The organism is Pseudoxanthomonas sp. CCNWLY206-1 (assembly GCF_039710385.1).
GTDB lineage: Bacteria > Pseudomonadota > Gammaproteobacteria > Xanthomonadales > Xanthomonadaceae > Pseudoxanthomonas_A.
Genome location: NZ_JBDKXI010000006.1, coordinates 126,285 through 139,092 on the forward strand (window position 1 = coordinate 126,285; position 12,808 = coordinate 139,092).

The 12,808-nt window shown below is 63.1% G+C and carries 10 protein-coding genes; 7 read left to right on the top strand and 3 right to left on the bottom strand.

Annotation, left to right across the window (positions count from 1 at the left end; translation table 11 throughout):
* Positions 1-61: 61 nt before the first annotated feature.
* The 3 genes from AADW18_RS14515 to AADW18_RS14525 are packed head-to-tail and all read right to left on the bottom strand — an operon-like array spanning position 62 to position 2,972.
* Positions 62-1,012, bottom strand: a complete 951-nt coding sequence (locus tag AADW18_RS14515; protein WP_337344105.1) for a YbhN family protein — start codon at positions 1,010-1,012, stop codon at positions 62-64.
* Positions 1,009-2,244 (bottom strand): cardiolipin synthase ClsB, encoded by a 1,236-nt coding sequence (gene clsB / locus AADW18_RS14520; RefSeq protein WP_337344106.1) that lies wholly within the window; start codon positions 2,242-2,244, stop codon positions 1,009-1,011. The genes AADW18_RS14515 and clsB overlap by 4 nt, the downstream gene beginning before the upstream one ends.
* Positions 2,245-2,255: 11 nt before the next feature.
* Positions 2,256-2,972 (bottom strand): endonuclease/exonuclease/phosphatase family protein, encoded by a 717-nt coding sequence (locus AADW18_RS14525; RefSeq protein ID WP_342961446.1) that lies wholly within the window; start codon positions 2,970-2,972, stop codon positions 2,256-2,258.
* A 235-nt stretch (positions 2,973-3,207) separates the two neighbouring features.
* Here AADW18_RS14525 and AADW18_RS14530 point away from each other — a divergent pair, with 235 nt between their 5' ends.
* The 7 genes from AADW18_RS14530 to AADW18_RS14560 all read left to right on the top strand — a co-directional run bounded on the left by AADW18_RS14530 (position 3,208) and on the right by AADW18_RS14560 (position 12,731).
* On the top strand, positions 3,208-3,765 hold the full coding sequence (locus AADW18_RS14530; RefSeq protein WP_337344108.1) for an EF-hand domain-containing protein: 558 nt from the start codon (positions 3,208-3,210) through the stop codon (positions 3,763-3,765).
* Between the two features lie 120 nt (positions 3,766-3,885).
* The gene (locus tag AADW18_RS14535) at positions 3,886-4,521 is read left to right on the top strand and encodes a GIY-YIG nuclease family protein (RefSeq protein WP_337344109.1); all 636 of its coding nucleotides are present in this window, start codon (positions 3,886-3,888) and stop codon (positions 4,519-4,521) included.
* Positions 4,522-4,654: 133 nt separating this feature from the next.
* On the top strand, positions 4,655-9,019 hold the full coding sequence (locus AADW18_RS14540) for a DEAD/DEAH box helicase (RefSeq protein ID WP_337344110.1): 4,365 nt from the start codon (positions 4,655-4,657) through the stop codon (positions 9,017-9,019).
* Between the two features lie 494 nt (positions 9,020-9,513).
* Positions 9,514-9,891, top strand: coding sequence for a DoxX family protein (locus tag AADW18_RS14545; RefSeq protein WP_337344111.1), 378 nt, complete (start codon positions 9,514-9,516; stop codon positions 9,889-9,891).
* Positions 9,892-10,058: 167 nt separating this feature from the next.
* Positions 10,059-10,679, top strand: coding sequence for a transcriptional repressor LexA (gene lexA, locus AADW18_RS14550; protein WP_337344112.1), 621 nt, complete (start codon positions 10,059-10,061; stop codon positions 10,677-10,679).
* Positions 10,679-11,299, top strand: a complete 621-nt coding sequence (imuA, locus tag AADW18_RS14555) for a translesion DNA synthesis-associated protein ImuA (protein ID WP_337344113.1) — start codon at positions 10,679-10,681, stop codon at positions 11,297-11,299. The genes lexA and imuA overlap by 1 nt, the downstream gene beginning before the upstream one ends.
* 10 nt (positions 11,300-11,309) lie before the next feature.
* On the top strand, positions 11,310-12,731 hold the full coding sequence (locus tag AADW18_RS14560; RefSeq protein WP_337344114.1) for a DNA polymerase Y family protein: 1,422 nt from the start codon (positions 11,310-11,312) through the stop codon (positions 12,729-12,731).
* Positions 12,732-12,808 lie beyond the last annotated feature (77 nt).

Sequence of the window (12,808 nt, forward strand, 5' to 3'; positions counted from 1 at the left end):
TTTGGAAACGTGTTTCTCCCGGAGGGAGAAGGGGAAAAGTGGATGCTTCACCGCTCACCGCTCACCGCTCACCGCTCACCGCCTCCCGCTTTCCCTTTGCCTCAAACGCCGCATACAACACCACGCCCAGCAACAATGGCACCAGGTAGTAAAACGCGCGGTAGACCAACAATGCGGCGAACAACTGCGGTTGCGGCACCAGGTGACCCAGCAGCGCCATAAATACCGCTTCCAACACGCCGATGCCGGCAGGGATATGCGCGATGGCGGTGGCGACGGCTGAAAGCATCATCACGCCCAGCACCACCGGATACGCGATCTGCTGCCCCAGCAGAACGAACAACAGGGCGGCCATGACCGACCAGTTGGCGCTGGCCAATATCAATTGCAGCAAAGCCAAACGTAACGACGGCAGACGAAAGTGGCGGCCGCGCACGTGGAATACACGGCCATGCGATACCCGGCACGCAATCAGATAAGCCACCACGATGGCCAGCAGTGCGAATCCCAGCAGCCGCAGGCCGGTGGTATCGATTTCCCAGTCCGGCGGCGGCGACAGCACGTGTGCGGCAAATACCGTCCCGGCCACTGCAGCGTAGCCGAGCCAGTTGGTTGAAATGCTGAAAGCCACGATGCGATTTATGATGCCGACATTCAGACCCGAGCGCGAGTACAAGCGATAGCGAAAGCCGGCGCTTCCGATCACCGCGCCAAGATTGAGACTGAAGGCATAGCTGATCAGCGTGATCACCATCACCCGCCGTGTCGATAACGAGTGATGGCTGTACACGCGGGCCGCCAGGTCGTATCCGCAATAGAGCAAATAACTGGCCAGCGTCAGCGCCACCGCTGTCACCAGCGTGATGATGCGATAGCTCGCGATCGCGCTACCTACCTGCGCCCAATCCACGGAACGTGCGTAGCGGATCAGCAACACGCCGACGAAAATGAGGAATACGACGAACAGCCCCTTCAAAGCACGCCGCAGATGCGGATGGCGGGACTTCTTCATGGCGCTTTACCTGCTTGCTGTGTCTCGGCCTCCTGCACTACAGGCGGAGCCACCAACGCGGTCTTCGGCGTATGCGCCGGCAGCCAGCCCGCCCAGTCGGGGAAATGACGCAGGCAATGGAATACCACCGGCCGGGTGACGGATTGCCAGAAGCGGCTCTTCGGTACCGTGGCCGGGTCCACCACGAAACAGTGCTGCTGCATCAGATTGCTCAGGCGTTCGCGCAGATCACGTGCGAAAACCGGATCGCGGATGAAGACATTGGCCTCCAGATTCAGCGACAGGCTCAAGGGGTCGAGGTTGCTGGACCCGACCGTCGTCCAATCGTCGTCGATCAGCGCGACCTTACCGTGGAACGGCCGCTCGCAATACTCATAGATGCACACGCCCGCATCCAGCATGTGCCGGTACAGCGTACGGGCGGCGGTCAGGGCGATCTGCTTGTCAGGCTCGCCCTGGAAGATCAGCGACACCTTCACCCCGCGTTGCGCCGCGTGGTGAAGATCACGCAGAAATCCGTAGCCGGGGAAGAAATAGGCATTGGCGATCAACACCTCGCGTTGCGCATTGCGGATTGCGTTGCGGTACTCGCGCTCGATGGTGTCGGTACGGTGCGCATTGTCCCGCGGGACGAACAGCACCTGCGCATCTCCCGTGGGATGTGCATCCTGCGTCTTGGCGGGGTGCCACCATTCACCGGTGCCTTTGGAGGCGATGGCCGCTTCGAGAAAGCCATGGATGTCAGCTACTACTGGTCCCTCCAGTTCCACTGCATAGTCCTGTTTCGCCGTGGGTCCGAAATCGGCCAGATGATCGGCTGAGTAGTTGATGCCGCCTACGAACGCCAGCCGCCGGTCGACCACCAGCAGTTTTCTGTGCATGCGGCGGAACACATGCAGGCGCATGCCCAACCACGGACGGTGCTGGTCGTATACCCGGAACTTCACACCGGCCGAAACCAGGCGCGCCAGAAACTCTTCCGAAAACGTCGGCGAGCCATAGCCGTCAACCACCAATTCGACCCGCACGCCTCTATTGGCCGCATCCAGCAGCCGCTGGTGAAGCTCCAGGCCCACCTTGTCTTCGAACAGAATGAAGGTTTCCAGCAGAACCTCGCTTTGTGCGGTGGAAATGGCCTCGAAGGTGCGGGTGAAAAAATCCTCGCCGTTCTCCAGCAAACGAGCACGGTTACCGTCTCGCCACACGCCACCAGACACAGAAGCACTCTTCACGGGCTCGCCTCTCACAGAACAATCTCCGCAATCAGCGGTGCATGGTCGGACAGATGCGACCACGGACGCGCCGACAACACGCGCGGTTCGCGGGCATGGGCGTTGCGAAGATAGATCCGGTCCACCGGCAGTACTGGCCAGCGCGCAGGAAAGGTGCGCGCCACCCGCCCGTGCGCTTGCTCAAAGATCTCGTGCAGACCGCAGGCCACCATCAATGCATGACCACGCACCCGCCAATCGTTGAAGTCGCCGGCAACGATCAACGGCGCGTCGGCCGGAATCGATTTGATGATGCCGCACAGCAACCTGAGCTGCTTTTGTCGATGCCCTTCGCGTAGCCCGAGATGGACGCAGATGGTGTGCAGTTCATCCGTGTGACCAGGCAGGCTGACGACCGAATGCAGCAGGCCGCGCTCTTCGTGCCCATCCATCGATACATCGCGGTTCTCATAGCGAAGGATCGGGAACTTGGACAGCAATGCATTGCCGTGATGTCCATGCGGGTAGACCGCGTTGCGCCCGTAAGCGAACTGGGCCCAGATCGAATTGGCCAGGAACTCATACTGCGGTCCTTCCGGCCAGTTCAGGTGGCGCTTGGCGTGGCGTGCGTGCTCACCCAGTACTTCCTGCAAGAACACCATATCCGCGGAGACTTCGCGAATAGCCTCGCGTAGCTCCGGCAGGATGAAGCGCCGATTGAGCAGGTTGAAACCCATATGGACATTCACGGTGAGAACGTTTAGCGCAGGCATTGCGGCTGATGGCGGCCCTGTTGGAGGTTCTCGTTGGATTCTGCCAAGGGGTGCTGCTGAGGGGTGTGAGGACGGTGTATGGATGGGATTGCATTAAAAGTTCGTAAGAATGTCGTGTGATGTCCGGCCATCGTGCGTCGGCTGATGGTCCCCGGCTCGTGCAAAGAAAGCGCATAGGGCGGGTCTTGGCCCGCCGTTGCCGAAGAGATGCATGACCCAGTCGTTTGGACACCAAGTCCTTGCGCCGCGCCGCACAAATTCACCGCTGTATCACCACACTGAGCGCAGCCTTCGCATACCCGAAAACACCGGAGAAATCGCTATGAAAATGAAAGTAATCGGCGCCGCCGCCGTTGCGTTCTGTCTGTGCGGCGCGGTGGATGCATTCGCCGGCGACGGCAACAAGGGCGGTGACGACAAGTTCGCCAAGATGGACACCAACGCCGATGGCAAGATCACCTCATCGGAACATGCGGCTGGCGGACGTACGATGTTCCAGTCGATGGATACCAATAAAGATGGGTCCGTGACCGCCGCCGAGATGGATGCGGCCCATGCCGCCCATGCCGGCAAGACGGAAGGTATGAAGATGTCGTCAGCCGACAAGATCAAGAAGATGGATACCAATGGCGACGGCAAGCTCAGCGCGTCCGAGCATGAAACCGGGTCGCGCGACATGTTCGCAAAATCCGATGCCAACAAAGACGGCAGCGTCACAGCCGACGAAATGAAAGCGGCCCATGAGAAGCATATGGCGGACAAAAAATAACGGCGCGGCAGTCTGCTGAGCCCTTGCGGGAAACCGGCGGGCCCATTTTGGGCCCGCTTTCTTTTTGTCTACGGTTGTCCGTCTCGCCAGCTGCGATGCACCTCCACCATTCTTCCCTATATGCCCAGCCGAATCTCGACGCGCGAACCGTCTTATTCCCCGAGTGCCGGTCGGTGTTACCTGTATGTCTTTCCGTGCGCTTACGAGGATCTGCTGAAACTGGGAATATCGCGTGATCCGCTGGACAGGATTCAGGCTTTCTCACGGCGCTATTTCGAGTTCTTCGATCTGCAACGCGGCTGGCTGCTGGAAACCGACCGTGTGCGCGAAGCGCAGGGCCACGAAACCCGTTTGCGGCGATCGCTGCGCTTGCTCAATGCGCCGGCGCCTCTGCTGGTGCCAGGCCGCGCGGCGGGAGCCACCGAATGGTACCGGGGCGCCGCGCTGTTGCTGGAACAGGCGAGGGAGGAATTCGCCGCACAGGGATATGTGGTTCACCAGCCATTGGAACACTGGTTGCGGGGTCGATTGAAAGAGCGGCGCAGCAACTTGTACACCTGGGCGGAACGCATGCTGTCCGCTGCCGACAGCGAGCCCGGCGACGCTCAGCCCGCCGGCGCCGAACCGCCACTGCCGCACCGGATGCTACGCGACGCACTGGACGGCTATGTCGCGCTCGGCATACCCCTGGAAGATGCATTGCCACCCACGGTTTTCGACTGGTACGCACGGTACGCAGGCTTCCGCAGCAAGTAGGTCGGGGCGGCGCCCCGACGCTGGGCGGGTACCAACCTGCTCAGCGCCATCAGTGTTAACGAAGGTGAATTAAGAAATAGCAGGTTTACATTCCATAAATTGGCTTGGCGCGTATTACCCTCATGTCCCTGTGATGCCATTAACTACTTTCCATCCTGCTGTCGCCAACTGGTTCCAGCGCACCTTCCCCGCGCCAACGCCGGCGCAGGCGGCGGCGTGGCCGGCGATTCGCGCGGGCCGCAATACGCTGGTGGCCGCGCCGACGGGTTCGGGCAAAACCCTGACCGCGTTCCTGGCGGCATTGGACGAGCTGGTGCGGCAGGGCCTGGAGCCCGGCGGCTTGGCCGATGAGACCACGGTAATTTACGTATCGCCGTTGAAAGCGCTGTCCAACGATATTCATCTCAACCTGGAAGCGCCGTTGGCCGGCATCCGCGACGAACTCGCGCGGCTGGGACTTCCCGACGTCGAAATTCGCACTGCCGTGCGCACCGGCGACACGCTGCCGAAGGAGCGCCAGCAAAATCTACGCAAACCGCCGCATATTCTGGTGACCACACCCGAGTCGCTGTATGTGCTGTTGGGATCCGCATCCGGTCGCGCCATGCTGTCGCCGGTACGCACCGTCATCGTCGATGAAATCCACGCGGTCGCCGGCAGCAAGCGCGGCAGCCACCTGGCGCTGTCGCTGGAGCGGCTGCAGGCGCTGGCGGGGCGGTCGCTGACCCGGGTCGGTTTGTCCGCCACGCAAAAGCCAATCGACGAAGTCGCGCGATTCCTGGTTGGTGCGGGCGGGCTGACCGAGGGCGCGCTGTCCAATGGAGCGCCCGATTGCGAAATCGTGGACATCGGCTACGGAAAACAACGCGATCTGGACCTGGAGCTTCCACCCACGCCGTTGAGCGCGGTGATGTCCAACGACCAATGGGAACAGGTCTACGCACGCGTCGCGGCCCTGGTGCGGGAGCACCGCACCACGCTGGTGTTCGTCAACACCCGGCGCATGGCCGAACGCGCCGCGCGTCACCTGGGCGAACTGCTGGGCAAGTCAGCCGTGGCCGCGCACCACGGCAGCCTGGCACGCGAGGCGCGCCTGGATGCGGAGCAACGACTGAAGCGCGGCGAACTGAAAGTGCTGGTGGCGACCGCTTCGCTGGAACTGGGTCTGGATATCGGCGATGTGGACTTGGTGTGTCAGTTGGGTTCGCCACGGTCCATCGCGACGTTCCTGCAACGCGCCGGCCGCTCCGGACATGCGGTGGGCGGCATTCCGAAGGCGCGGCTGTTCCCACAATCGCGCGACGAACTGATCGAATGCGCCGCATTGCTGGATTGCGTTCGCCGCGGTGAGCTGGACGCGCTGCATATTCCGCCCGCGCCACTGGATGTGCTGGCGCAGCAGATCGTTGCCGAAACCGCCAGCCGCGAATGGGACGAAGACGAACTCTTCGCGCTGGTGCGTCGCGCCTGGCCATACGCGCAGCTGTCGCGTGAAGACTATGCGGCGGTGGTGAAGATGCTGGCCGAAGGCTTCACCACACGCCGCGGCCCGCGTGCCGGCTACGTGCACCGCGATGCGGTTCACCATCGCTTGCGCGAACGCAAGGGCGCGCGCATGACGGCACTGATGTCCGGCGGCACCATTCCGGAAACCGGCGACTACACGGTGCTGCTGGAACCGGAAGCGCAAAAGATCGGCACCGTCAACGAAGACTTCGCGGTGGAGAGCCTGGCCGGCGATATCTTCCAGCTCGGCAATGCCAGTTACCGCATCCTGCGGATAGAACCTGGGCGCGTACGGGTGGAAGACGCCAAGGGCGCGCCGCCGAATATCCCATTCTGGCTGGGCGAAGCACCGGGTCGTAGCGATGAGCTTTCCCTCGGCGTATCGCGCCTGCGTGCGGACATCGAATCGAAAATCGCTGCGGACGGAACGGATGCCGCGATTCAGTGGCTGACCACTGAAGTAGGTCTGGATGACGAAGCCGCACGCCAGATCGTCGACTATCTGGCCAAGACGGTGACGGCATTGGGCGCATTGCCCACCCAGCAGCGCATCGTGATGGAGCGCTTCTTCGACGAATCCGGCGGCACCCAACTGGTGATCCATTCGCCGTACGGAAGTCGCCTGAATCGCGCCTGGGGCCTGGCGCTGCGCAAGCGCTTCTGCCGCAAATTCAATTTCGAACTGCAGGCGGCCGCGACGGAAGACGCCATCGTCCTGTCGCTTTCGACCAGCCACAGTTTCCCGCTGATCGAAGTCTCGCGATACCTGCATTCATCATCGGCGTTGGATGTATTGGTGCAGGCGTTGCTGGATGCGCCATTGTTCGGTGTGCGTTGGCGCTGGAACGCCACCACGTCGCTGGCGTTGCCGCGCTTTGTTGGCGGCAAGAAGGTTCCACCACAACTGCAACGCATGAAGTCGGAAGATCTGCTGGCGACGGTATTCCCGGACCAGGTCGCCTGTGCCGAAAACCTGGTGGGCGAACGCGAAGTTCCCGACCATCCGCTGGTCGCGCAAACGCTGCACGACTGTTTGTACGAAGCCATGGATGCCGACGGCTGGCTGCAGTTGCTGCGGCGCCTGGAAGCGGGCGAGGTGGAAGTGATCGCGCGCGATCTTCCCGCCCCTTCGCCGCTGGCGGCCGAGGCATTGAACGCTCGGCCTTACGCCTATCTGGACGATGCACCGCTGGAAGAGCGCCGCACGCAGGCCGTGCAGAGTCGACGCTACTCCGATCCCGAGAACGCCGATGATCTGGGCCGATTGGATCCGGAGGCGATCGACGCCGTGCGCCAGGAGGCGTGGCCGGAAGCCCGCAATGCAGACGAAATGCACGAAGCGCTGACCGGACTCGGCGTGCTCATGGAGGAGGAAGCGGCTCGCCATCCCGATTGGCTCGCCTGGCTGGGCACGCTGGCGGAAAGTGGACGCGCGGCCAGGTTGCTTCCAGATGAAGCTGCCGCCGGTTTGTGGGTAACGGCAGAGCAACTTCCGCAGATTGCGGTGCTGTATCCCGGCGCGAAGTGGCAACCCGAGATTTCCGCGCCCGCCGAATTCGCACAGATAGCTTGGACGCGGGAAGATGCGCTACGCGAGTTGTTGCGTTCGCGGCTCACCGCATTGGGTCCCACGCCGGTCGCCGAGCTTTCGGATCCGTTGCGATTGCCGCATGCGGAGGTGGAAGCCGCACTGCTGGCGTTGCAGGCCGAAGGCTACGTGATGCAAGGGCGATTCACGCCGGATGCCTCGGCCGAGGAGTGGTGCGAACGTCATCTACTGGCGCGCATTCATCGCTACACGCTGAAACGCCTGCGGCGCGAGATCGAACCGGTGGAACCTCGCGACTTTGCTCGCTTCCTGTTCGATTGGCAGCGCGTCAGTGAATCGACACGCGTCAGCGGACCGGAAGCCTTGTCCGGTGTGCTGGCGCAGCTGGAAGGTTTCGAAGCGCCGGCGGCAACCTGGGAAATGGAACTGCTGCCCACGCGCGTCAAGGACTATGCGATCAGCTGGCTGGACGATCTGTGCACCGCCGGCCGCACGATGTGGACGCGATTGCGGCCCAATGCGAGCGACAGCAGCGCGCGTGGCGGAGGTTCGCTGCGTTCCACGCCCATCCTGTTGTTGCCGCGCCGGACCGCTTCGCTCTGGGCGCGATTGGCGCCGACCTCCAGTGAGGAAGGTGGCCTCAGTTCCCGCGCCCAGCGAGTCGCCGATTACCTGACGCAACATGGCGCGTCCTTCTTCGATGAAATCGCCGACGGCGCGCATCTGCTGCGCACTGAGTTGGAAGACGCATTGGCCGAACTGGTGATCCGCGGACGTGTTCACTGCGACAGCTATGCCGGCCTGCGCGCGTTGCTGGTGCCAGCATCGAAACGTTCTCCGTCGTCTTCTCGCCACCGCCGTCGCGTGGCGTTGTTCGGTATCCAGGATGCGGGTCGCTGGGCGTTGATCCGGCCGCCCGCGGCCGCTGCTTCCGCTGACGGCGGCAACAAGAATCCGGAGGCGATCGAACACATTGCCCGCACGCTACTGCGCCGATACGGCGTGGTGTGCTGGCGACTGCTGGAACGCGAAGCCGCATGGCTGCCGCCCTGGCGCGAACTGGTGCGCGTCTACCACCGCCTGGAAGCACGCGGCGAAATCCGTGGCGGCCGCTTCATTGCCGGCATTCCCGGCGAACAGTTCGCGCTGCCCGATGCGGTGGGCCTGATGCGGCAAGTACGGCGCCAACCGCTCGATGGCAGTTTCGTCCGCCTATCCGCATCCGATCCGGCCAATCTGCTAGGCACGCTGATCCCCGGTACCAAGGTGCCGCGAGTACCCGGTGCGCGCGTGCTGTATCGCGATGGCGTTCCCATCGCGACGAACACCGGCGGACAAGTGGAATTCCTGGCGGCGTTGGATGAAAGCGAACAACAGACCGCACAGCGAGCGCTGATTTCCGATTCGCTTCCGCGCCCGGAGGCTCTGACCAGCCATGCGTAACGGCGGCGGATGCGGTGAGCAAAGCGAACCGCATCTGTCGCATGTTTCCACGCGGGGAAGCCTTACGCTAGTTGCGCAAACGGCGTGGTTCGCTTTTGTCGGCTCGGTTTGATTCAAACGTAAACCCAGCACGCAAAACTAGGATTTATGCTCAGCGATTTCCTGGACGTCGTAAGTCGGCCTTGGTTCTGGGTAGACCTGTTCCTTGTAGCTATCGGAATGATTCTGCTCTTTCCGCTCATGCTTAGCCGAAGATCGCGCAAGCGACGCTCCGAGCTTTTGTCATATGACGGGCTACGGGCAGTTGGTCTTGGCGTCCTAGCGCTCGCATGGTTGGGATTCTTTGCCTACAACCGGCTTGCGGCGGCTCACTAATTGGGTAGGTCCGAGGTGGCGGCCTAGGCCTGGGCTTAACGGCCAGCTGCCTACTATTGATTCAAGCCGAAGTCGTTCGCCATTCGGCTCGACCCGGAGGTGGGATCACGAGGTGCAGCATGCCAGTGGATAGCCAAGTCATCCTATGGTTCATTGGGCGCCTGCTGTTGGGCGGCCTTTTCGTTGTTGGTGGTATTCACCACTTCTTCAACCTGCCGGCCATCACTCAGGCACTCAGCGCACGGGGTGTTCCGGCAGCCAGGCTTGTGTTGCTGTCGGGCTCGGTGTTCCAGATATTTGCTGGCCTGGCGCTGATCTTCGGTTTCTATCCAATGTGGGCCGCTCTGGGCTTGGTGGCCTTCACCGTCGCAGCCTCCGTTTTGCTGGTCAACTTTTGGGGCATGGAGGGCCCGGCGCGTGCCGATGCCATCCGCACGTGGCAGTCCAACCTTGCGATCATTGGCGGGCTGCTCGTGGCGGCGGCGCATTCGCCGTAATCATTTGAGCGCACTCAGCCATGCAAGCCAAAACTTGCGCGGGCCGTTCAATCAGGCAGTAACGAACGCCTTCTGGCTAGTAGGCGGCACTCCGGGGCTTCCGTTCAGGCTTACCGGCCTGGATATAACTCGCCAAAGCCCTCGCCTTGGTGTACAAATGTACACCTATGATAGAACTCACCCCTAAGCGTGCCGCGGTACTGGCTTTCATCCGCCATCGGGTGGAGGTGCTGGGCCAACCGCCCAGCCTGGCCGAGATTGCCGAGGAGTTCGGTTTTGCCTCGCGCAATGCGGCGCAGAAGCATGTGCAGGCGCTGGCCGAGACTGGCCTGATCGAGCTGGCGCCGCACCAGAAGCGTGGCATCCGCCTGGCGGGCGGGCACCGGCGTGCCGATCTGCTGACCCTGCCAGTGTTGGGCCGGGTGGCCGCCGGCACGCCTATCGGGGCGGATATTGGGTTGGGTGGCGGATTGGACCCGCAGTGGGTGCTGGATCGCCGATTGTTCTCGCTGACGCCCGATTACCTGCTGAAGGTGCAGGGCGATTCGATGATTGGCGACGGCATTCTGGATGGCGACCTGGTCGGCGTGCAGCGCACCGCGGAAGCGCGTAACGGACAGGTGGTGGTGGCGCGGGTGGACGGCGAGATCACCATCAAGCGGCTGGAGCGCGGGCGCCAGCGTATTCGTCTGTTGCCGCGCAATCCCGAGCATGCACCCATCGTGGTGGAGCCGGATCAGGACTTCGCCATTGAAGGCGTCTACTGTGGCCTGGTACGCCGGGGCTGATGGGCGCCGTTGTCGCCATCGACACCCTGTTGCAGGAGCGACGGGTATGGAAAGGCCAGCCGGCGGCGTTGCCGCCCAGCGCGCAGCCGACCGGTTACGCCGCGCTGGATGCGGCATTGCCCACGGCCGGTTGGCCCGAACATGCACTGACCGAACTGCTGATTCCCGCCGATGGCATCGGCGAGCTGCGCCTGCTCTGGCCCAGTCTGTCGCGGCTCACCCGCGCCGGTCAGCGCGTGGTGTTGGTGGCGCCGCCGTACATTCCGTATCCGCAAGCCTGGCGAGCCGCGGGGGTGGATTTGCGGCAATTGCAGATCGTCAAGGCGCAAGGCCGCGATGCCTTGTGGGCGAGCGAACAATGCCTGCGTTCGGGCAGTTGCGCGGCGGTGGTGTGCTGGCCACAGAACGTGGACGACCGCGCGCTGCGGCGCCTGCAGGTGGCGGCCGAATCCGGCCAGGCGCTGGGTTTCGCGTTCCGGCCGTTGAAGGCTTCGTTGAATCCCTCGCCGGCCGCATTGCGCTTGGCTCTCGATCTGCATCCGCCACAACTGCGGGTGCTGAAATGCCGGGGCGGCATGGCGCCGCCGCGTCCCATTCCCTTTACTGCCTTTGCCGCGTGAGGATGACGGCATGCGCTGGGCTTGTATTCTGCTGCCGCAACTGGCGCTGGACGGTGTCCTCCGCCGTCAGTCCGATCCGTCCGCGCCGCTGGCGCTGATAGCAGGTACGCCGCAGCGGCGCGTGCTGCATGCGGTCAATCCATCGGCACGTGCATTGGGTCTGCGCCCGGGCATGTCGCTGACCGCCGCGCAGGTGATAGCACCGGGTTTCGCCACGGTGGAATACGACCCCGACGAAGCGCAGCGCGGACACGCCTTGCTTGCTGCCTGGGCTTACCGCTTCAGTTCGCTGGTCAGCACGCAGTACGCGCATGCGTTGGTATTGGAAGTCGAGGCCAGCCTGCGCCTGTTCGGGCCGTGGCCACGCTTTGAAGCGCGCCTGCGCGAAGAATTGGGCGAACTGGGTTTCCGCCATCGCATCGTGATGGCGCCGAATCCGGCCGCGGCACGCGTGCTGGCTAACGCGCATAACGGCATCGCGCTATTGAGCGATGAAGCCCTACGCCATGCCTTGGGCCAGCTGCCGGTGGAACGTGCGGGCTTTGCACGCGAAGTAGCGGTGGCGTTCGAACGCATGGGTCTTCGCAAGCTGCGGCAGGTCATGGCGTTGCCGCGCGACACCCTGGTCCGGCGTTTCCCGAAGGAGGTGCTGCAGCACCTCGATGAATTGCTGGGCGAACGCCAGGCGCCGCTGCACTACTACGCGCCACCGGATCGTTTCGATACACGCATTGAACTTGGATACGAAGTCGAATCGCATCAGGCCTTGCTGTTCCCGCTCAAGCGGCTGACTTCCGATCTGGCCGCTTTCCTGGCGGGCCGCGATGGCGGCGTGCAGCGGTTCGAACTGCGGCTGGAGCATGAAGACCATGCCGACACCGCTGTGTCGGTGGGGCTGCTATCCGCCGAGCGCGATCCGGCGATGCTGTTCGAACTGGCGCGCGGTCGCCTGGAGCAGGCGCAGGTACCCGCACCGGTACGTGCCGTGCGGTTGGTGGCGGAGGAGTTGCCGCCGTTCGTGCCGGCGCATCGCGAGTTATTCGACGAACGCCCGCAGCAGGCGATGCTGTGGGAACAGTTGCGCGAGCGCCTGCGTGCGCGCCTGAGCGACGAGGCGGTGCATGGTCTGCGCGTGCATGCCGACCATCGTCCCGAGTTCGCCTGGCGCGCCGAGGAAGGCAAGGCACAGGAAGATGCACCATCGCCGCCGCGCCCGGGTTGGTTGCTGGAACGGCCCATGCCGTTGCGCGACGTCGCACCGCACATCATCGCCGGCCCGGAACGCGTGGAATCGGGTTGGTGGGACGACGGCGACGTACGCCGCGACTACTACGTGCTGGAGACGCGACTGGGACAGCGCGCCTGGGCGTTCCGCGTGGCAGGCGAGGAAGGCGCCGATGCACCCTTCATGCTGCACGGATGGTTCGCATGAAGTCCTATACCTTCACCTCAGCCCTCTCCTATAAAGAAAAAGCAGTGAAGCGAGTTCCGCCTTGTGTAGAGCCGAGC